This window comes from Lactobacillus sp. WILCCON 0059, assembly GCF_057197985.1.
In genome coordinates this window covers 1,488,776-1,509,932 of the sequence record NZ_JBUBHN010000001.1, presented here as the reverse complement: position 1 = coordinate 1,509,932, position 21,157 = coordinate 1,488,776, and the positions used below count along the sequence as shown (strand labels likewise).

The 21,157-nt window shown below is 49.4% G+C and carries 16 protein-coding genes; 15 read left to right on the top strand and 1 reads right to left on the bottom strand.

Annotation, left to right across the window (positions count from 1 at the left end; all coding sequences use genetic code 11):
- Nucleotides 1–15 precede the first annotated feature (15 nt).
- Entirely contained in the window at nt 16–1,587 is a 1,572-nt protein-coding gene (locus tag ACYVUT_RS07070) for an ATP-binding cassette domain-containing protein (RefSeq protein ID WP_484500435.1), read from the top strand.
- Between the two features lie 98 nt (nt 1,588–1,685).
- Here the strand turns inward: ACYVUT_RS07070 and rpmB are convergent, their stop codons facing one another.
- Nucleotides 1,686–1,871, bottom strand: coding sequence for a 50S ribosomal protein L28 (rpmB, locus tag ACYVUT_RS07065; protein WP_270447714.1), 186 nt, complete (start codon nt 1,869–1,871; stop codon nt 1,686–1,688).
- 175 nt (nt 1,872–2,046) lie between these two features.
- Between rpmB and ACYVUT_RS07060 the strand changes: the two genes are divergently transcribed.
- The 14 genes from ACYVUT_RS07060 (at nt 2,047) to ftsY (ending at nt 21,130) form a co-directional block, all read left to right on the top strand.
- Nucleotides 2,047–2,409, top strand: coding sequence for an Asp23/Gls24 family envelope stress response protein (locus ACYVUT_RS07060; RefSeq protein ID WP_002879711.1), 363 nt, complete (start codon nt 2,047–2,049; stop codon nt 2,407–2,409).
- A gap of 19 nt (nt 2,410–2,428) precedes the next feature.
- Nucleotides 2,429–4,093, top strand: coding sequence for a DAK2 domain-containing protein (locus ACYVUT_RS07055; protein ID WP_484500434.1), 1,665 nt, complete (start codon nt 2,429–2,431; stop codon nt 4,091–4,093).
- Nucleotides 4,093–6,132, top strand: a complete 2,040-nt coding sequence (gene recG / locus ACYVUT_RS07050) for an ATP-dependent DNA helicase RecG (protein WP_484501747.1) — start codon at nt 4,093–4,095, stop codon at nt 6,130–6,132. The genes ACYVUT_RS07055 and recG overlap by 1 nt, the downstream gene beginning before the upstream one ends.
- Nucleotides 6,133–6,156: 24 nt before the next feature.
- On the top strand, nt 6,157–7,149 hold the full coding sequence (gene plsX, locus ACYVUT_RS07045; RefSeq protein ID WP_484501746.1) for a phosphate acyltransferase PlsX: 993 nt from the start codon (nt 6,157–6,159) through the stop codon (nt 7,147–7,149).
- A gap of 61 nt (nt 7,150–7,210) precedes the next feature.
- Nucleotides 7,211–7,453, top strand: coding sequence for an acyl carrier protein (gene acpP, locus ACYVUT_RS07040; RefSeq protein WP_201330913.1), 243 nt, complete (start codon nt 7,211–7,213; stop codon nt 7,451–7,453).
- Between the two features lie 299 nt (nt 7,454–7,752).
- The gene (locus tag ACYVUT_RS07035) at nt 7,753–8,754 is read left to right on the top strand and encodes an ABC transporter ATP-binding protein (protein ID WP_484501745.1); all 1,002 of its coding nucleotides are present in this window, start codon (nt 7,753–7,755) and stop codon (nt 8,752–8,754) included.
- Nucleotides 8,755–8,763: 9 nt separating this feature from the next.
- Nucleotides 8,764–9,720, top strand: coding sequence for an ABC transporter ATP-binding protein (locus ACYVUT_RS07030; RefSeq protein ID WP_439776319.1), 957 nt, complete (start codon nt 8,764–8,766; stop codon nt 9,718–9,720).
- 3 nt (nt 9,721–9,723) lie between these two features.
- Entirely contained in the window at nt 9,724–10,683 is a 960-nt protein-coding gene (gene opp4B, locus ACYVUT_RS07025; protein ID WP_439776318.1) for an oligopeptide ABC transporter permease, read from the top strand.
- 10 nt (nt 10,684–10,693) lie between these two features.
- Nucleotides 10,694–11,605 (top strand): ABC transporter permease, encoded by a 912-nt coding sequence (locus ACYVUT_RS07020; protein WP_439776317.1) that lies wholly within the window; start codon nt 10,694–10,696, stop codon nt 11,603–11,605.
- Nucleotides 11,606–11,763: 158 nt separating this feature from the next.
- Nucleotides 11,764–13,530 carry an oligopeptide ABC transporter substrate-binding protein gene (locus ACYVUT_RS07015; RefSeq protein WP_484501744.1) on the top strand — a complete coding sequence of 589 codons (1,767 nt, stop codon included), beginning with the start codon at nt 11,764–11,766 and terminating at the stop codon, nt 13,528–13,530.
- 134 nt (nt 13,531–13,664) lie between these two features.
- Nucleotides 13,665–15,443: an oligopeptide ABC transporter substrate-binding protein gene (locus ACYVUT_RS07010; protein WP_484501743.1), complete on the top strand. Its 1,779-nt coding sequence runs from the start codon at nt 13,665–13,667 to the stop codon at nt 15,441–15,443.
- 124 nt (nt 15,444–15,567) lie between these two features.
- Nucleotides 15,568–16,263, top strand: coding sequence for a ribonuclease III (rnc, locus tag ACYVUT_RS07005; RefSeq protein ID WP_439776314.1), 696 nt, complete (start codon nt 15,568–15,570; stop codon nt 16,261–16,263).
- On the top strand, nt 16,263–19,823 hold the full coding sequence (gene smc, locus ACYVUT_RS07000) for a chromosome segregation protein SMC (protein WP_484501742.1): 3,561 nt from the start codon (nt 16,263–16,265) through the stop codon (nt 19,821–19,823). The genes rnc and smc overlap by 1 nt, the downstream gene beginning before the upstream one ends.
- 2 nt (nt 19,824–19,825) lie before the next feature.
- Nucleotides 19,826–21,130, top strand: coding sequence for a signal recognition particle-docking protein FtsY (ftsY, locus tag ACYVUT_RS06995; protein WP_484501741.1), 1,305 nt, complete (start codon nt 19,826–19,828; stop codon nt 21,128–21,130).
- Nucleotides 21,131–21,157: the final 27 nt, after the last annotated feature.

Here is a 21,157-nt window from a genome sequence, read left to right as displayed (position 1 = left end):
ACGAGGAGGAGAAAAATGACGTTAAAATATGCCAGCAAGTGGAAACTGCTGGTCTTTGCGGTCTTCGCTGCCGCCAAGGCAATGCAGGCGGTTTTTATCGCTTATGTCTTCCAAGAATTTATTAATTTTGCCGGACATCCTAAGGGGAGTTTATTACAATTAACTGTTAAAGCAGTCGTGGGTATTGTCCTTTTTGCTTGCCTGGCCCTAATCTACCAAATTATGCAGGCAAATATCATCAAGGATGTCAACTTGAAAATCAAGGAGCAGGCAACAGAATATCTCTTGTATTCAGATAATGCTGATCCAAAACTTGACTTGTCCTTTATGACCAATGACTTGAAGCAGGTCGAAAGTCACCGGGTGGAAGCTGAGCTGGATATTGTTTTTAATGGTTTGCAGTTTATAGCGGCATTTGCGGCGGCTCTGCTGTCTTCCTGGGCTCTGTCCTTGATCTTCCTGGTCGCATCCCTGGCACCTGGTCTACTGCAAAATATTTTCGGGCCAAAAATCGAAGCTGCTTCTTCTGCCTGGGAAGAGGAGAACAGCAAATATACTGAGGCAATGACGGATACCATCAATTTTGCTACTTTTGCCAGACTTTATGACGCTGAAGACAGCATTTTTTCCAGAATGCTCCACTACAGCCAGAAAATGGAAGCGGCCCTGGCCAAGATGAAGCGGACAGAAATGGTGACGGGTGAAGTCATCACGGCTTTCGCCTATGTCTGCAGCATGATCATTCCTTTTAGCCTGGGCATCTACTTTGTAACCCAAGGGCAGATCACTTTGGGGACCTTTATGATGATCTCCCAGCTGGCCAACAACTTTATCAATCCGATTGTCGGCATCTTTTCATCTGTCAATGAAATTAAAACCAGCAATCCGATCTGGAAAAAGTATACTGCAGTGGCAGGTTTTACAGCAAAAGAAAGTGCTGCAGACCGGGATGAGTTTAAGGAGCTTTCTTTAGACGATGCAAGTGTGCAAAGAGGAGACCGGAAGCTTTTGAATGATCTTGATTTAACTGTTAAAAATGGTGAAAAAGTATTGCTGGAAGCACCATCTGGCTGGGGGAAGTCAACTTTGCTTAACGTCCTTGTTGGCCGGATCGAGCTGGCAGATGGGGACTACGAGATCAACGGAAAAGACGCGAATGGCGATTGGAGCAGGGATCACGAGTACTTCTCCTTTGTCCAGCAGAAACCTTATATTCTCGATGATACTATCGAATACAACGTTTCCTTAGGCAGAGAAGTCAGCCGGGAAGACCTGCTGGCAGTTTGCCAAAAAGCCGGTTTGACCAGCCTGGTTGAAGAAAAGGGCTTAGATTACCAAGTTGGCAAAGAAGGCAAAAATCTCTCTGGCGGCCAGGGCCAGCGGCTGGAAATTGCCAGAGCTCTCTTGGCCAAGCGGCCGGTTCTTCTGGCCGATGAAGCTACTTCAGCATTGGATCCTCGCCTCTCCAAGCAGATTCACCAGACAATTCTGCAGAATTTCCCTGGCACCGTGATCGAGGTAGCCCACAAAATTTCAGATGAAGAAATAGCCATGTTTGACCGGGTGGTCAATTTGGCGGAGAAGTAAAAAAAACAGGCAGCTATTCAAGCTGCCTGTTTTTGCTGATGATTTTAGAGCAAAAATAAAACCCGGCAGATCGTTGATCTGACGGGCTCGTTTCGTCACTAGACACGGGTAACTTTACCAGACTTCAAAGTCTTGGTTGAAACCCAAACGCGCTTAGGCTTGCCGTTTACAAGAATGCGAACTTTTTGAAGGTTTGGCTTCCAAGAACGACGTGATGAGTTCAAAGCGTGTGAACGCGTGTTACCAAAAGTGGTCTTCTTACCGGTTACGAAATCTTTTGCCATGCTGCTAAACCCCCTTTACATGTCATGTCATACTATTAGACTTTACCATAAAGTTTGAGCTTTTTCAATTGTTATTTTGAAAAGTATTTTCTAGAAAATAAAGTCGTTAGGGTTAGCTTTTTATCTCGTTATGATAAAATAAGGGTGTATATTGGAAATAAGACGGAGGATAAACATGGCTGTTAAAATCAAGACAAAGTATGGTTTGATTGATATTTCAAACGGTGTAATTGCAACTGTTGTTGGTGGTGCAGCTACGTCTAACTATGGCGTTGTCGGTATGGCATCCAAGAATGCCATCAGAGACGGAGTCGACAGCATTTTAAGCCGGGCAAACTACAAGCGCGGCGTCGTTGTTAAGTCTGACGAAAATCAAGTAACTGTTGATGTCTATATTATTGTTGGCTACGGCTTGAAAATTTCTGAAGTAAGTCGTAATGTACAAGACAGTGTCAAATATAACTTAAGAAGCCAGCTGGGGATCGACACCAAGGCGGTCAACGTCGTTGTCCAAGGTGTAAAGGTTCTCGACGACTAGATAAGTGGAGGATTCAATATTGGTTTTAAGTGAAATTAGCAGTAAAGAATTTAGAGACATGGTGCGGATTGCCTCTCACCGGATGAGCAAGAACGTGCAATTCGTCAATGATCTAAATGTTTTCCCAGTTCCTGACGGCGACACTGGCACGAATATGAATCTCACGATGGAAAGCGGTGCTAAGGCCGTTTCCGAAAACGCAAGCAGCAGTGTCGGCGACTTGACTGAAAGCCTGGCCAAGGGGATGCTGATGGGCGCGCGCGGCAACAGTGGGGTTATCACTTCCCAGCTCTTCCGCGGCTTCTACAAGGCAACCCAGGGCAAGACCACTTTGAACGCCCAGGAATTGGCAAATGCCTTTAGCAATGGTGTAGCTACTGCCTACAAGGCTGTGATGAAGCCGGTTGAAGGGACCATCTTGACTGTGGCCCGGGTCGGCGCTCAAGCAGGTGCCAACAAGGCTAATGAAACCGATGATGTAGAAGAAGTAATGAAGGCCGTAGTTGAAGGCGCTAAGGAAGCTCTGAAGAGCACTCCTGACCTGCTGCCAGTTCTTAAGCAAGTCGGCGTGGTTGACTCCGGTGGTCAAGGTCTGGTCTTCATCTATGAAGGCTTCTTAGAAGGTCTCTTGGGCGAAAACTTCGATGACAAGTACGTTCCAGATGCCGACGACATGAACTCCTTGATCAACGCGACTCACCACCAGGCTGTGCAAGGGCAATTGGCAACTTCAGACATCACCAACGGCTACTGTACCGAAATCATGGTTGACCTTAAGGCTGACGTGCCAAACAAGAAGCCATTTGACCTGGAAGAATTCAGAAGCTATCTGTCAGAATTGGGTGACTCCCTCTTGGCAGTTTCTGACGGGGAAATCGCCAAGGTTCACGTGCACACTGAATACCCAGGCAAGGTCTTCCTTTACGGGTCACAATTTGGTCAATTAGGCAAGATCAAGATCGACAACATGCGGATTCAGCACGAAACGATCGTTGACAACGAACAAGAACAACAAGAGAGCGTTGACTTTGCAGTGATCGCGGTTGCTTCCGGCAACGGTGTCCGCAAGCTCTTTGAAAGCGAAGGGGTCAACCGAATCATCTCCGGCGGGCAAACCATGAACCCTTCAACCCAAGACATCATTGATGCCATCACCAAGTCCGGTGCAAAGCAAGCGATTATCCTGCCAAACAACGGCAACATCATCATGTCCGCTAAGCAGGCAGCTGAAGTTGCTGAAATTCCGGTCGGCATCGTGCCATCCAAGACCATCCAGCAAGGTTTGACCGCTATGCTGGCCTTCAACCCGGAAGCCAGCGTTGACGCGAACGTTGAAGCCATGAGTGATGAACTCGGTTCAGTCAAGTCAGGTGAAGTAACCCGAGCAACCCGTGACACTGAAATCAACGGGGTTGAAATCCACAAGGGCAACTTCATTGGTATCGTAGACGGCACGATCATGGTTGATGACGCTGACCCAATCAGCGCAACTGTAGCCATGACGGAAAAGATGCTGGACGAAGACTCTGAAATCGTGACTGTAATGTACGGCAGCGACGCTACTGAAGAAGAAGCCCAAGCAGTTGTTGACCGCCTGGAAGCAGCTCATGAAGATGATGACTGCGAATTCGAAATTCACGACGGTGGCCAGCCAGTTTACAACTTCTTGATTTCTGTAGAATAATGACTTTAAACGAAGCTATTTTCAGACCGGTGACGGCCTTGAAGGGGGTGGGAGCCAAGACGGCAGAGGCTTTGCAGTCGCTAGGCATTTACAGCATCTACGACTTGCTCTTCTACTTTCCCTACCGCTATGACGAACTGGAGAACCTTCCGCTGGACCAGCTGGAAGATGGGCAGAAGGTCATGCTGAAAGGGATTGTGGCAACCAATCCCTACCAGAATTACTTTGGCTACCACAAGAGCCGGGTCAGCTTCAAACTGCGAATTGATCATGATATTATCATGGTCAATTTTTTTAACCAGCCATGGCTGACCAAGCAGCTGAGCGTGGGCCAGGAAATTGCCGTCTATGGTAAATATGAGCTCAGAAAGCAGAGCCTGTCAGCCTATAAGCTCATCGCCAGCAAGCATGAAGATGACGGAATGGCACCCATTTATTCGGTCAACCGGCAGATCAAGCAAAAGAAGCTGCAGACCATGATAGACCTGGCGATCGCTGAAAGCATGGACGAGATGGGCAATGCCGTGCCGGAGGACTTGCGGAAGCACTACCGGCTCATGGATGACCAGGATCTGGTTATCGCCATGCACCACCCTAAAGACTTGGCTCAAGCTAAAGAGGCCCGCAGAAGCGCGGTATTCCGGGAATTCTTCCTCTTTCAGATGCAGCTGGCCTTGATGTCCAGCCAGAATAAGAGCCACAGCGGCTATGCCAAGCACTATGACCTGGAAGAAATTGGCAAGCTGACCAAGTCTCTGCCTTTTGACCTGTCGCCTGACCAGAAAAAGGTTATCAATGAAATTTTTGCCGACATGTTTGTTGACCGGCAGATGCAGCGCCTCCTTCAAGGGGACGTTGGGTCCGGGAAAACTGTGGTCGCGGTGTTTGCCATCTATGGAGCAGTAACGGCTGGCTACCAAGCAGCTTTGATGGTGCCAACGGAAATTTTAGCCAACCAGCACTACCAAAAGATTTCCGCAATGCTGGAAAATTTTGGCGTCCGGGTGGCCCTTTTAACCGGGTCAACCAAGGCCATGGAGCGGCGGGAAATTTATAAGGAACTGGCTGATGGCAGCATCAACGTGGTGATCGGTACCCATGCTTTGATCCAAGAGCAAGTGGCTTTTAAGAAGCTGGGCTTGGTGATCATTGATGAGCAGCACCGCTTTGGCGTTGCCCAGCGTCTGGCCTTGATCAACAAGGGCGACCGGCCGGATATCCTAGCCATGACGGCCACCCCGATTCCGCGGTCATTGGCCTTGACTGTCTATGGCGATACCGCCTTGTCAGAAATCAGACACCTGCCTGCCGGCCGTAAGCCGATCAAATCCTATTGGAAGACCAGCAGCCAGCTGGATGAGGTATATTCACTGATGCGCCAGCAACTGGCCGAAGGCTTCCAGATCTACGCGGTTACGCCCTTGATCAGCGAATCGGAAACAATCGACCTAGAGAACGCTGAAGCATTACATGAAAGGCTGGCTGGCGAATTTCCAAACCAGGAAGTTGTTCTTTTGCATGGCAAAATGGCGGCAGCTGACAAAGAAAGCATCATGGACCGCTTTGCGGCCGGAGAGATAAATATCCTGGTTACAACCAGCGTGATCGAAGTCGGAGTAGACGTGGCCAATGCCAACTTGATGGTGATCTTTGATGCTGACCGCTTTGGTTTAAGCCAGCTCCACCAGCTGCGCGGGCGGATCGGCCGGGGGCAGACGCAAAGCTACTGCGTCTTTTTGGCTGACCCCAAGACTGAAGCCGGCAAGAAGAGGATGAAGATCGTGGCTGAAACCAACGATGGCTTCAAGCTCGCGGAAGAAGACCTCAAGATGCGGGGCGAGGGCGATCTCTTTGGCAAGGCCCAGTCAGGCCTGCCGGAATTTAGGACAGGCAGCGTTGTCAGCGACTACCAGGTCATGGTGGTGGCCAGAGACGAGGCCAAGCGGATCGTCCAGGCTGATCCAGACTTGAAAGCAGAAAAGTTGGCAGACCTGCAAGCTGTGATAAAATATAAGAAAATCGTACAAGCGAGAGCTTAGTCCAAATAGAAAAAGAGATTATTGATGAGAAAAATCGCGATTGACGCCATGGGCGGGGAAAATGCCCCTGAGGCGATTGTAGAAGCAGTTTTGAAGGCCAAGCCAGAATTGCCGGAAGACAAGTTCATTTTCTTTGGCGATGAAGGCAAGCTGAAGCAGCTGCTGCCAGCAGGCGATGACCAGATCGAAATAGTAGCCACCACGGAAGTGATCCTGGATGAAGATGAGCCAGTCAAGGCCATGCGGACCAAGAAGGACTCTTCCATGGTCGTAGCAGCTAACTGGGTCAAGGAAGGTAAGGCAGACGCCCTTTTGTCACTGGGCAATACCGGGGCTCTGTTAACTTGCGGGATCTTTATTGTCGGACGGATCAAGGGCGTTGCCCGGCCAGGTCTCATGCCGACCATGCCGGTTGAATCTTCAGATGACGGCTTCAACATCATTGACGTTGGAGCTAACGCCACTAGCAAGCCGGAATACCTGCTGCAATGGGCTGAGATGGCATCCTACTATGCTGAAAAGGTCCGCGGCGTATCCAAGCCGAGAGTAGCTCTTTTGAATAACGGGGCAGAATTTGACAAGGGTGACGACCTGCACAAGGAAGTCTACCAGCTCTTGAAGGACAGTTCCTTGAACTTCACTGGCAACATTGAAGGCCATGAGCTCTTGCAAGGGAAGGCAGACGTTGTCGTTACGGACGGCTTTACTGGCAACGCGGTCTTAAAGAGCATCGAAGGGACAGCCGGTGTCATCATCCACATGCTGAAAGACGGTTTGCTGAACAATGGGGTTAAGGCCAAGCTGGGTGCCCTTTTAGCCAAAGATGCCTTGAAGTCTGTCGCCAGCCGTTTTGACACGGCCAAGTACGGCGGGGCTGTTTTGCTCGGTTTGAACTCACCAGTAGTTAAGCAGCACGGCCGGTCTGAAGCCCGGGCCGTCTACTACGCGGTTAAGCAGATCGACAAGATTTTAGCTGAAGACTTGATTAGTATTTTTGAGAAAGAATTTAGCAAATAAGGATAAGCAAAAAAGAATACCCTGCTAAATAGGAAGATTAGAAATTATAGGAGAAAGAATAATGACTGAAGCAGAAATTTTTGACAAGATTGCCACTTTGATCGCGGACAACTTCCAGCTGGACAAGGACAAGATCACCATGGATACTGACTTTACCAAGGATCTGGACGCGGACTCAATCGACCTGGTGGAATTCATCATGCAGCTGGAAGATGAATTCGGCGCTGAAATCCCTGACGAAGACGCTGCAAAGATCACCACTGTTGCTGATGCGGTAGCCTACATCAAGAGCCACCAAGGTTAAGTGGATTGAAAGCAAATTGAAAGCGAATTGAAAACAACTAATATTTAATTAGCATTTGCCAAAGAAGAATCTGTGGCAAATGCTTTTTTTGTGCGCATTTTCCGGAAAAGGCAGAAAAATATGATAAAAATCGAACGATAATTTAACAATTATGATATGAATTGGCGGAAATGATGAAGAAATAAGTAAAAAACACTAGAAAAATGTTAAAAATCTATTGAAAAAGATTTGAGAAAAGTTAAAATCTACTAGTGTAATATTTATTTACTAACTAATAATTATTTTGAAGGAGAAAAAAGTTGGACAATCAGCAAAACGTTTTACTAGACGTCGAACAGCTTCATACCGGCTACCGCCTGCAGGGCGAGTTCTATGACGCGGCTGATGGCATCGATTTTACTCTCAAGCGCAACGAAGTTTTAGCTATTGTTGGCGAAAGCGGCTGCGGCAAGAGTACGATTGCCTCCAGCATCGTTGGCCTCTATGACCGGAAAAACACCCGGGTTCAAGGAGAAATTAAGTACAAGAACCTGAACTTGGTAAATTTGAGTGAGGATTTGTTTAACCAAGTTCGCGGCAACAATATTGGCATGATTTTCCAGGACCCGATGGCCAGCTTGAACCCCTTGATGAAAGTCGGGGACCAGGTAGCGGAAGCCTTGCTTTACCACACGGACATGAACAAAGAGCAGCGCCGCGGCCGGGTGATTGAACTTTTCAAGCAAGTCGGGATGCCAAAGCCTGAAGCTATGTATGACATGTACCCGCATGAACTTTCCGGTGGTTTGCGGCAAAGAGTGGTTATTGCGATGGCCATTGCCTGCAAGCCTGAGATCATTATTGCTGACGAACCAACGACTGCTTTGGACGTGACTATTCAAGCCCAGATCCTGGATTTGCTTAAAGAGATCCAGAAAGAATCCGGCTCAGGCATCATCTTGATCACTCACGACTTGGGCGTCGTGGCAGAAACGGCTGATGAAGTTGCCGTGATGTATGCCGGGCAAATTGTAGAAAAAGCTGATGTGAAAACTTTGTTTACTCATCCTTTGCACCCTTACACCCGATCACTGCTAAACTCCATGCCGCAGTCAGATGATGACAAAGATGATTTGCACGTGATCCAGGGCACGGTTCCGTCACTGAAAAACATGCCGCGGACCGGTGACCGTTTCGCCGCGAGAATTCCATGGATTCCAGCTGACGCTCATGAAGCAGATCCACAGCTGCACGAAGTAGAGCCAAATCACTTTGTCCGCTGCACCTGCTGGAAGACTTTCCACTTTCAAGATGAAGGATAGGTAGCAAGTATGGCAGAAGAAATTATTCAAGTTAAAGATCTGAAGGTCCATTACCCAATCCGGTCGGGCTTTTGGAACAGAATTACTGATTATGTCCGGGCTGTTGATGGGGTTTCTTTTTCAATCAAAGAAGGGGAAACTTACGGCTTGATTGGTGAATCAGGTTCCGGCAAGTCCACGACTGGCAAGGCAATCGTTGGCGTGGAAAAGGTGACCAGCGGGCAGATTCTCTACAAAGGCAAGGACATCACCAAGGAATCAGTCCGCCGGAAGATGAACTACAACAAAGACGTGCAGATGATCTTCCAGGACTCCATGTCCAGTCTTAACCCCCGCAAGCGGATTGAGGACATTATTGCTGAACCGATCCGGAATTTTGAAAATCTGACGACTGACCAGGAACGCGACCGGGTTCAGGAATTGCTGGACATCGTAGGGATGCCAAGTGACGCGATCTACAAGTTCCCCCATGAATTTTCCGGTGGCCAGCGGCAGAGAATCGGGATTGCCCGGGCCGTTGCTACGAATCCGAAGCTGATCGTGGCCGATGAACCAACGAGTGCCTTGGACTTGTCAGTTCAAGCCCAGGTTTTGAACTTCATGAAGCACATTCAGCAGCAGTACAACATTGCCTTCTTGTTTATTTCCCATGACCTTGGCGTAGTCAAGCACATGTCCGAAAACCTGGCAATCATGCACCGGGGCCGTTTGGTGGAAGTGGGCAGCCAGGAAGAGATCTACAAGAATCCGATGCACATTTACACCAAGCGCCTTTTGTCAGCCATTCCGAAGGTTGACGTTGAGCACCGGGCTGAACACGCGGCCAGACGGCGGGAAATAGAAAAGGAATTTTTGCAGGACCAGGCAAACTGGTATGATGCAGATGGCCGGGTCTACCCATTGACCGAGGTTGCACCTAACCACCAGGTTGCCTTGCCGAAAGAACAGCTTAAGGGAGGAGAATAGCAAATGTGGAAAACAGTCTTAAGACGGGTTTTGATCATGATCCCGCAGCTGATCTTGCTTAGTATTATTGTCTTTATGCTGGCGAAAATGATGCCTGGGGACCCCTTTACCGGCTTGATCAACCCTAACTCAAGCCCAAAGGAAATCGCCCGCTTAAAGCAGGCTTATGGCCTAAATGACCCAGTGCCGGTTCAATATATGCGCTGGATTAAGAATTTGCTTCATGGTGATTTGGGGCAAAGCTATATCCAGCACGTACCAGTTGCGTCTTTGATTGCTGACCGGGCTCAGAACACTTTCTGGCTCTCGCTCTTGTCAACTGTCTTGCTCTACGGCATTGCCATCCCAATGGGGATCAGCGCCGGCAAGCATGAAGGCGAATGGCAGGACCGAGCAATCTCAGTTTTCAATTATGTGACTTATGCTATCCCTGGCTTCGTCTTTTACCTGCTGGGTCTCTGGCTCTTCGGCTTTACTCTGGGCTGGTTCCCGATCAGCGGGACGGTTTCCGCTAATGCCAGCGGCTTTTGGGGAATTTTCTTCAGCCGCCTGCAGCACATGATTTTACCGGCAATTCTTTATGCGATCATCGCAACGACTGGGACGGTGCAATACCTGCGGACCGGGATCATTGACAACAAGGTGGAAGACTATGTTAAGACGGCCCGCAGCAAGGGCGTGCCGGAAAAAGTCGTCTTCAACAAGCATATCTTGCGGAACTCTTTCTTGCCGATCGCTGCCTTTATGGGTAACACCATCACCGGTCTGCTCGGCGGGTCAATGATCATTGAAACGGTCTTCTCCTTCCCAGGGATGGGTAAGCTCTTCCTTGATTCGATCAGCCAGCGTGACTATACGACTCTGACGGCTTTGATCATGATTTACGGGACCTTGACTCTGCTGGGCAACCTCTTGTCTGATATTATCATGAGTCTGGTTGACCCGAGAATTCGCGTGAAGTAGAGGTGAAATGATGGCTTTATTTACTGTAGGCAAAAAGAAGCAAGATGACAGAGCCCAAATTCCGCCATCCGCTTTGAAGATTGCTTTTAGAGAAATTTTTAAAAGCAAGGCTGCGACTGTGGCCTTTTGCACCATCGTCGTTATTTTGCTGCTTACCTTTGGCGGTTCTTTGTTCTTGAACAGCAGCCAGGTTACTGAAATGCACATTTTGGAATCTTACGCTGGCTGGGGGCAAAATGGCCACCTGCTGGGAACCGATGACGGTGGCCGGGACATTCTGAATCTGTTGATCATGGGTGGGCGCAATTCCATCATGATTGGTCTCCTGGTCACTTTGTTCTGTGAACTGGTTGGCCTGGTAGTCGGCCTTGTAGCCGGCTACTATGGCGGCACTATTGACTCCATTATCATGCGGATTGTCGACTTTGTGCAGATTTTGCCGCAAATGCCAATTTTGATCGTTTTGGTAACGGTTTTGCCAAATTATAATTCCATGACTTTGGTTTTGCTGATTTCGATGTTCGGCTGGACGGTTGAAGCAAGATACTACCGGTCCTTTATTTTGTCACAGAGAGAAAGGGACTATGTTCTGGCGTCCAAGACTTCAGGCTCGTCAAACACCAAGATCATGTTCCGGGAAATTCTGCCAAATATTGCGTCAATGATTATCATCGATGTCGTTTTGAGCGTTTCCGGCAACATCGGGATTGAAACTGTCCTGTCCTTCATCGGCTACGGTTTGCCGACCAAGATTCCGTCTTTGGGAACCTTGATTGGTTTTGCCAATGACCCGGTCAACATCATCGACCGGCCATGGCTATGGCTGCCGGCAACTGTCTTGCTTTTGGTGATCTGCTTGAGTATCAACTATGTCGGTCAGGCTTTGCAAAAGGCTGGTGACGCCCGGCAAAGAGAAAACTAAAATAATTAGTATTAAATTAAATTTGTCATTGACTTTTAAAATGAAAATGTTAAAGTAAAAGGCATGAAAGATAAATTTTGTGAATTGCTATCTCGATAACTATTCATATGCTGTGTGTTTTTATCTTTTGAATATATTGTGTGGAGGTAGATTTTATTATGAAGAGACGAATGCTCGGAACATTAGGAGTATTCCTGGCTGGTGCAGCATTGTTGGCCGGCTGCGGCAAGAGCGGCTCAACTGACAGTAACAGTGGGGCCAAAGACGCGAAGAAGTTCCCGGAAGCTACGGCAACCGGCGTAGCTAAGAAGGGCGGCAGCCTTAGCATCGCTGAAGAATCTGACACGCCAGTCAAGGGCGTCTTCTTAAACGAAGTTTCAGACAGCCAATATGACCAAGACTTTATGGCTTTTGGGAATGAAGGTCTGTTTGCAACCGATGATCAATACAAGATCAACAACAAGGGGGCCGCAACCTTTAAGATGGACCGGAAGGCCAAGACGGTCACTATCGAAGTTAAGAAGGGGGTCAAGTGGTCTGACGGCAAGCAGGTAACTGCCAAGGATGTTGAATATTCCTACGAAATCATCGCTAACAAGGCCAGCCAGTCATCCCGCTACACCAGTTCTTTGGCAGATATCGTCGGTTTGGCAGAATACCACGAAGGCAAATCCAAGAAGATCTCCGGGATCGAAATGCCTGACGGTGAAAACGGACGCAAGGTGGTTCTGCACTTTAAGGAAATGAAGCCAGGCATGACCCAGTCCGGTAACGGCTTCTTCTGGGAATACGCTGCACCGTACCACTACCTGAAGGATGTTCCATTCAGCAAGCTGCAGTCCAGCGACAAGGTCCGGAAGAACCCGCTTTTCTTTGGTGCATACAAGCTCTCCAAACTGGTCCGTGGCCAATCAGCGACCTGGGTAAGAAACCCTTACTACTACCGTGGCCAAGCCAAGTTAAACAAGATCACTATCTCAGTAATCTCTCCAAACTCAGCTTCCCAGTCAATCAAGTCCAAGAAGTTTGACTTGATTGAAGTTGTCAACTCCCAATGGAAGGAAGTTAAGGGGACCAAGGGCTACAACTTTGTTGCCCAAATTCCATTATCATACTCTTACATGGGCTTCAAGGTCGGCAAGTGGGACAAGAAGACCGGCTCAGTCAAGATGAACAAGAACTCAAAGATGAGCAACCGCTACCTCCGCCAAGCCATGGGTTACGCTATGAATGTTGATGAAGTAACCAAGCACTACACCCAGGGCCTGTCCTTCAGAGTCAAGACTTTGGTTCCAGAATCCTTTGGTGACTTCTCAGACAAGAGCGTGAAGGGCTTCCCACTTAACTTGAAGAAGGCTAGTGCTTTGCTGGACAAGGCTGGCTACAAGAAGAAGAAGGGTGAAACTTACCGCCGGGATCCAAATGGCAAGAAACTGACCATCCACCTGGCTGCCATGAGCGGATCTCCAAACCAGGAAGCAATCGTCCAAAACTACATCCAGCAATGGAAGAAGATTGGTCTGCACGTAACTTTGACCACTGGCCGTCTGATCGAGTTCAACTCCTTCTATGACAAGGTACAAAACGATGACCCGTCAGTCGACGTCTTCATGGCCGCATGGTCACTGTCTAGTGAACCTACCCAAGATGATCTTTACGGTGCCAAGGCTCCATACAACTTCACCCGCTTCGCAACCAGCGAAAACACCAAGCTGCTGAAGGAAATGGGCAGTGACAAAGCCTTTAACCACAGCTACCGGGTACAAAAGTTCCACGAATGGCAACAATACATGCAAAAGGAAGCCTTTGTAATTCCTTTGACCAACTCATACACGATCACCGCGGTCAACAGCAAGCTGGTCAACTACTCAACCAAGCCATCTAAGACGGCTACCCTGTGGTATGAAACTGGCTTTAAGAAGTAAAAATAATATCTAATGACTCAAAAGAGGAGGTTTTCCCTCCTCTTTTTTTCTGTTCTCTCGCTTCGGCCCGGTCTTGCTCCTTTTGTTATGGTAAACTAAGTATTGTAGCAATTAGCAAAAAGGACTCTTGATTGATGAAGAAAATAACAAAATTAGCAATTTGCTTTTTGGCGGCTCTAAGCCTGGCAGCTTGCGCGCAAAAGACCAGCAAAAGCAAGCAGGACAATAACAGCGGGGCTGAAGATGCCATGCAGTTCCCTGTGGCCACCAGCTTTGCCAAGACTAAAAAAGGCGGCAGCATCAAGGTTGCCTTGGAAACTGACACCCCTTTTACGGGGATTTTTTCTGATGAACTGGCAGATTCGACAACCGACGCCACTTTAGCCCAGTTCGGCTCTGAATCTTTGTTTGACACGGACAACAGCTACAACATCACTGACAGCGGGGCAGCAACTTTTAGCCTGGACCGGCAGGCCAAGCAGATCACCATCAAGATTAAAAAAGGGGTCAAGTGGTCTGACGGTAAGCAGGTCGTGGCAAAAGACGTGGAATATGCCTACGAGGTAATTGCTAACAAAGCCACTAACAGCTCCCACTACACTTCTTCTTTGCAAGACGTGGTGGGCCTAAAGGAATACCATGACGGGAAAGCCAAGACAATCAGCGGGATTGAAATGCCGGACGGGGAAAACGGTCGCAAGGTTGTAATTCACTTTAAGGAAATGCACCCGGGGATGTTGAAGTCGGGCAACGGCTATTTCTGGGAATCAGCCCTGCCATATCATTACCTTAAAGATGTGCCTTTCAGCAAGCTGAGAACCTGCATCGAAATCCGCAAAAAGCCTGTCTATTTTGGTCCATACAAGGTCCAGAGCATTGAACAGGGGCAGAAGGTGGTTTGGACCCGCAATGAATACTACTGGCGGGGGACACCGAGCTTAAGCAAGATCACCATCTCCATTATTTCCCCGAAGTCAGTCGCCACGGCCATCAGTGAAAAAACTTACGACATCATCGAAGTGGTCAACTCCCAGTGGAAGCAGATCAAGAGCACCAAAAACTACCGCTTTGTCGCCACGATTCCCTTGAGCTACAACTACCTGGGCTTCAAGCTGGGCAAATGGGACGAGAAGACCAACTCAGTCAAGATGAACAAGAATTCCAAGATGGCCAACAAGTCTCTCAGACAGGCGATCGGCTATGCAATGAACGTTACCCAGATCGAGCGCAAGTACACTTCTGGCTTGACCTTCCGCATCAAGAGCCTGATCCCGTCACAATTTGGCGACTACTATGACGACAAGAGCAAGGGTTATCCATATAACCCAGCTAAGGCTAAAAAGCTTTTGGACAAGGCAGGCTACAAGCTCAGGTCTGGTGAAAAATACCGGCGGGACCCACAGGGGCAAAAGCTGGTAATCCACCTGGCTGCCATGACTGGTGACTCCAGCCAAAGCAAGATTATCAAGAACTATATTAAGAAGTGGAAGGAAATTGGCTTAAACGTCAAGCTGACCACAGGTCACTTGCTGGAGTTCAATACTTTTTACAACCTGCTCTTCCAAGACGACAGCCAGGTCGACATGTTTATTGCCGGCTGGACATTAAACAATGAGCCTTCCCAAAATGGCATCTACGGTGCCGGCACCCAGTACAACCTGGAGCGGTTCGCCACCAAGACCAATACCCAGCTTTTGGAAGCAATGGACTCAGACAAAGCCTTTAATATCAGTTACCGGATCAAGGTCTTCAAGCAGTGGCAAAGATACATGCAAGAGCAAGCCTTTGTAATTCCTTTGACCAGTTCCTATAAGATTACAGCCATCAACAAGAAGCTGGTCAACTACTCCTATGAACCGGCAGAAATGAACAACAGCCATCCTTTATGGTATAAAATCGGCTATAAAAAATAATCTGCGACTCTGTTTTGTCCATTTGCCGGACAAGGCAGAGTTTTTTCTTGGAATTAGGTAAAAAAGGCGCTCCGATGGCGGGCTTTTGATATAATTTTTAGTGTTATGAAAGGATGAATAGTTCATGGTCTCAACTAAATTTATTAAAATGCTGGATGAAAAATACGGGATCCGCTTCAAGGATGCCCGCCTGCTGGAGGAAGCCTTTACCCATTCCTCCTATGTCAATGAAAATCCAGGCAAAACTTTGGGGAATTACGAAAAGTTGGAATTTCTGGGGGACGCGGTCCTGGAATTTACGGTCTCTGACTACCTCTACCGCCACTTCCAGCACTTAAACGAAGGGGAACTGACCAGACTGAGATCAAATATCGTCCGCACTGAAGGCTTCTCGAAAGTGGCACTGGACTGCGGCTTTAAAGAAGAAATCAACCTGGGCGTCGGCGAGGAAAAAGCTGGCGGCCGCAACCGCAAGGCCCTTTTGGAAGATGTCTTTGAAGCCTTCAACGGCGCCTTGTTCTTGGACCAAGGGATTGAAGTGGTTGAAAAGTTTCTTAGCCAGACCGTCTATCCTTTAATCGCGGCCGGCTACTTTACCCCGTCACGTGACTTTAAGACGGATCTGCAGGAGCTTTTGCAGCAAAACGGCAGCGTGACCATCGAATACCGGGTGTTGAATGAGAGCCAGCAGCCGCCCCACTTTGAAGTTGAAGTCCTGGTTGACGGCAAGAAGCTGGCAAACGGGGAAGGACGCAACAAGAAGAAGGCTGAGCAGGACGCGGCCAGCCACGCCTTGGAGCACTTGAATGGAGGAAAATAGTGCCTTTAACTAGTTTGATTTTGGACGGCTTCAAGTCTTTTGCTGACAAGACGGTGATCGACTTTACTAAGGGGATTACCGGCATTGTCGGCCCAAATGGGTCGGGCAAGAGCAACATCACGGAAGCCATTCGCTGGGTCATGGGGGAAGGCAGCGCTAAATCCCTGCGTGGCCGCAACATGAAAGACGTTATTTTTGCCGGGAGTCAGTTCCGCAAGCCCTTAAACCGGGCCGAAGTGACGATGGTGTTTGACAACCGGGACAAGGAACTGGACTTTCCAGCTGATCAAGTTTCTATCACCAGAAGAATTTTAAAGTCCGGCGACAATGAATACTTGATCAACCAGCAGCCAGTCCGCCTGCGGGACGTCCGGGCCCTCTTTCTGGACTCCGGCATTTCGCAAAACAGCCTGGCCATCATTTCCCAGGGGCGGGTGGACCAGATCCTCAATTCCCAGGCCCGGGAAAGACGGGGGATTTTCGAAGAAGCAGCCGGGGTGCTCCACTTTAAGCAGCAAAAGCAGCAGGCCCAGGGGCAGCTGGAAACAACCAATGACAACTTGATCCGGATCAACGACCTGGTCAACGAGCTGGAGAAGCGGTTGGAGCCTCTGCATGAACAGAGCTCTTTGGCTCAAGAATACCAATTCCAAAAAGCCGGGCTAGATGAGGACTTGAAGACCCTGCTGGCCTTTGAAATCGCTGACTTAGACCAGGAAGAGAAGGAAGTTTCCAAAAAACTGGCCCAGAGCCAGGAACTATTAAGCCGCTTGGACGCGGAAGTCAAGCAGTCCCAGGCCAAGCTGGCGGCTAAAAGAGAAGAATTCCAGCTGGAAAGCCAGAAGCGGGATCAGCTGCAGACTGAAGTCTTAAAATTGACCAACCGGCTCTCTGAGATCAACACTTCCTTGCAGGTTTCCCAGCAGTCCCGGCAGTTTGACCAGGCAACCAGGCTGGAATACCAAAGACAGCTGGCTGATTTAAAGGAAAACCTGGCGGCTACGGAAGCGGAAATTGCCAAATTGGCTGACCAGGAAGCTGAATATGCCGGGCAATTGGACCAGTTGAAAGAAAAAAGACAAAAGCTGGCCGATCAGCTGAAAGAAGACCCTGCCAGCCTCAAATTGAAAGTAGAAGACCTGCGCTCAGAGTACATTCAGACTCTGCAGGACCAGACCAGCGCCAACAACCAGCTGGTCTACCTGGAAGGGGAAATCAAGCGGGCCAAGGAGAGCAAGGACCAGCGCTATGAAGATGCCTCGAGTCAATTGGCCAAGAGCCAGGAAGAACTGGAAGGCTTGCGGTCTAAGGGGCAAAAGCTGCGGGCAGAAAATGACCAGCTGCAGGCGGAGTTAAAGGAAGCCAGTGACCAATTAGGGCATTTAGCTGCCGACCAGCAGGTCGCGCAAAAGCAGCTGCAGGCGGATTTGACCAACCTCCAGCGCCTGACTGCCCGCCGGGATGCCTTAGTCAACATCCAAAAGCGGCATGACGGCTACTATGCCGGGGTCAAGCAGGTCTTAAACCAGCCTGACCGCTTCCCGGGCATCATCGGGGCAGTTGGGGAACTTTTGACCTTCCCGGCTGACCTGGAAGCAGCCATGACGACCGCCCTTGGCGGCAGCGTCCAAAGTCTGGTGGCCAAGGACCGTTTGGCGGCTAAAGATGCCATTCAGCAGCTGAAGGTCAGAAGACTGGGCCGGGCAACTTTTTTGCCCCTGGATGCATTAAGATACCGGGCAATTCCAGCTTCAACCCGGCAGGCTCTGGAACGCTTTGCCGGCTTCCAAGGCCTGGCCAGTGAATTGGTTGAGGCTAAAGGCGAAACTGATATTTCAGAAGCTATCCAGTACCTGCTAGGCAGCATCATTATCGTCGACAATATGGACACGGCCCTGGCTGTTTCAAGACAGATCGGTCACTACCGGGTCGTTACCCTGGATGGGGATGTCATCAGTCCTGGCGGGGCCATGACTGGCGGGGCCCGCAACCAGCGGAGCAATTCTCCCTTGCAGACAACGGCTGAAATCAACAAAACGACAGCCATGCTGGAGGAATTAGAAGGGCAGTTCCATATTAAAGAAGAAAAGCTGGCCAGCTTAGACAAGCAAGTCAAAGACAAGCAGGAGAACCGGGAGCAAATCAGCCGGGACCTGCAGAGCCTGCAGCAGGACTTGAGCGCGGCAGTCTTGACCTTCCAAAACCAGGAAAAAGAAGTCAAGCGCTTGGAAAGCGCCGTAAAGCTTTACCAGGCCCAGCAGGCTGAACAAGCTGCCTACCTGGCAGATTTGCAAGACAAAGAGGCAGCTCAAAAGACTAAGAAAGAAGAGCTGGCCGCTTTGGCTGACCAGCAAAAGCGCGACTTGGCCAGTTTGCAAGAGACCATTCAGAACTACACTGATGTAAACCAGGGCGTGCAGGAAAAACTGGCAGAGCTTGACCCGCAATTGGCAGTTTTGGCCAACAAGCAGGAAAACCTGCAGGCCAGAAAAGCTGAGCGCGACCGGCAAAAGGCGGGCAGCCAGAAGCAGATCGCGCAGCTGGAAGAAAAACTGGCTGCTTTGGACAGTTCCAGTCAAATGTCAGCCAGCAAGAAAGAGGAGCTGGGCCTTGAGAAAGACCAGCTCCTGGCTGAGCAAAAAGACAAGCAGGCTGATCTGGATTCAGCCAGCCAGCTTTTGGGGCAGTTAAACGGGCAGATCAACCAGTTGGAAGCCGTGGCGACCAGAAACTATGACTTAAGAAAAGACGCGGCTAGTGAACAAGAAGAGTTCTCAGTCAAATTGGCTACGGTTAAAGGCGAGCTCAAGCAGCACCTGGACAGTTTAAGAGAAGACTACTCCTTGACTTATGAAGCCGCGCTTTCCCAGGCCAAGCTGGAGAATACGGAAGAAAACCAGGAAAGCTTGCGCCGCAGCGTCAAGCTGCACCGGATGTCTTTGGAAGACATTGGCCCGGTCAACTTGGGCGCGATTGATGAATATAAAGAAGTCAAGGAACGCTATGACTTCTTGAACGGGCAGCAAAACGACCTTCTTGAAGCAAGAAGCAACCTGCAGCAGTCGATGGATGAACTGGATCAGGAAGTGAAGGACCGCTTCAGTCAGACCTTCCAGCAGATTTCGGCTTCCTTCAGCCGCCTTTTCCCGGTGGTCTTTGGCGGCGGCAATGCCCGCTTGGCCTTGACAGATCCGGACGATTTGCTGGAGAGCGGGGTGGAAATCATCGCCCAGCCACCTGGTAAAAAATTGCAGCGCTTGAGCCTTTTGTCCGGCGGGGAGCGGTCGCTGACGGCGATCACCTTGCTTTTTGCCATGCTGGAAGTCAACCCAGTGCCTTTCTGCGTGCTGGATGAAGTGGAAGCGGCCCTGGACGATGCTAATGTCGCCCGCTTTGCCCATTTCCTGCGCCAGTATGACAGCCAGACACAATTTATCGTGATTACGCACCGGCGGGGGACCATGGAACAAGCTGACCAGCTCTACGGGGTGGTCATGCAGGAATCTGGGGTTTCCCAGATTTTGTCGGTCTCCTTGAAAGATTTAAAAGATGAGGTATAACCGTGGGATTATTTGATCGAATCAAAAAGAGCCTGTTTGGCCAAAAAGACGAAGAAAAGCCAGAAGAAGTCAAGGCTGACCAGGAAGAAGCCGCAAAAGAAAGTGCTGAAGCGGAAAATGAGTCAGTAGCAGAAAAGGCTGAAGAAGCAGTAGCAGAAGAAACTACTGAAGAGACCAGTGAAGAAACTACCGAAGAAAAAAGTGTAGAAGAAACTAAAACTTCTGAAGAAACTGTTGAAGAAGAAACTAAATCTTCTGCTGAAGCAGTTGAAGAAGAAACAGAAACTACAGAAACAGCAGAAGAAACAGTTGAAGAAGAAAAGACTGAAGCTGAAGAGGAGACAACTGAACCAGCAGAAGAAAGTACAGAAGAAAAAACGACCGAGCTCTATGAAAAGGGGCTGGAGAAGTCCAACAAGGGCTTTGGCGCCCGCCTCAACGCCTTTTTGGCCAAGTTCAGAACGGTTGACGAAGACTTCTTCGACGACTTGGAAGAATTGCTGATTGAATCTGACGTGGGCTATGAAACCAGTGAAGAACTGACTGACCAGCTCAGCGAAGAAGCCAAGCTGCAAAAGGCAAAGAGCCGGGATGACTTGAAGCGGGTCATCGTCCAAAAGCTGGTGGAAGTCTACGACGAAAATGCCAACAGCGAAAACGAAAAGCTGGCTTACGATCCAAACGCCAAGCCAAATGTCTACCTCTTCGTCGGCGTCAACGGGGCCGGCAAGACCACTACGGTCGGCAAATTGGCCAAGCGTTTCCACGACCAGGGCAAGAAGGTCCTTTTGGTCGCTGCCGATACTTTCAGAGCCGGCGCGGTTGAGCAGCTGGTTGAATGGGGCAAGCGGACCGGGGTTCCAGTCGTAACTGGCCCGGACAAGGCTGACCCGGCTGCCGTGGTTTACGACGGCTTAGAGCGGGCGATTGCGGAAGAGGCTGACTACCTCCTGGTTGACACGGCCGGCCGTTTGCAAAACAAGGTCAACTTGATGAACGAATTGGAAAAAATCCAGCGGACCATCAAGAAGCGCCTGCCCGACCAGCCGGCTGAAACACTCCTGGTTTTGGACGGGTCAACTGGGCAAAATGCTCTCCTGCAGGCCAAGGACTTTGACAAGACGACCAAACTGACTGGCTTAGTCTTGACCAAGCTGGACGGGTCTTCCAAGGGTGGGGTGGTCCTGTCCATCCGCCACGAAATGAAGCTGCCTGTTAAATTGGTTGGCCTGGGCGAAAAGGCTGAAGACCTGGCCGACTTTGACGCGGCCAACTATGCCGTTGGCCTCTTCCACGATCTGCTGTAATTTTTTCAAAGAAGCTAAGTTAGAATT

Excerpts from the sequence above, each read along its gene's own strand:
- ACYVUT_RS07070 (WP_484500435.1), top strand. The coding sequence starts at position 16 with ATGACGTTAAAATATGCCAGCAAGTGGAAACTGCTGGTCTTTGCGGTC.
- rpmB (WP_270447714.1), bottom strand. The coding sequence starts at position 1,871 with ATGGCAAAAGATTTCGTAACCGGTAAGAAGACCACTTTTGGTAACACG.
- ACYVUT_RS07060 (WP_002879711.1), top strand. The coding sequence starts at position 2,047 with ATGGCTGTTAAAATCAAGACAAAGTATGGTTTGATTGATATTTCAAAC.
- recG (WP_484501747.1), top strand. The coding sequence starts at position 4,093 with ATGACTTTAAACGAAGCTATTTTCAGACCGGTGACGGCCTTGAAGGGG.
- plsX (WP_484501746.1), top strand. The coding sequence starts at position 6,157 with ATGAGAAAAATCGCGATTGACGCCATGGGCGGGGAAAATGCCCCTGAG.
- acpP (WP_201330913.1), top strand. The coding sequence starts at position 7,211 with ATGACTGAAGCAGAAATTTTTGACAAGATTGCCACTTTGATCGCGGAC.
- ACYVUT_RS07030 (WP_439776319.1), top strand. The coding sequence starts at position 8,764 with ATGGCAGAAGAAATTATTCAAGTTAAAGATCTGAAGGTCCATTACCCA.
- opp4B (WP_439776318.1), top strand. The coding sequence starts at position 9,724 with ATGTGGAAAACAGTCTTAAGACGGGTTTTGATCATGATCCCGCAGCTG.
- ACYVUT_RS07020 (WP_439776317.1), top strand. The coding sequence starts at position 10,694 with ATGGCTTTATTTACTGTAGGCAAAAAGAAGCAAGATGACAGAGCCCAA.
- ACYVUT_RS07015 (WP_484501744.1), top strand. The coding sequence starts at position 11,764 with ATGAAGAGACGAATGCTCGGAACATTAGGAGTATTCCTGGCTGGTGCA.
- ACYVUT_RS07010 (WP_484501743.1), top strand. The coding sequence starts at position 13,665 with ATGAAGAAAATAACAAAATTAGCAATTTGCTTTTTGGCGGCTCTAAGC.
- rnc (WP_439776314.1), top strand. The coding sequence starts at position 15,568 with ATGGTCTCAACTAAATTTATTAAAATGCTGGATGAAAAATACGGGATC.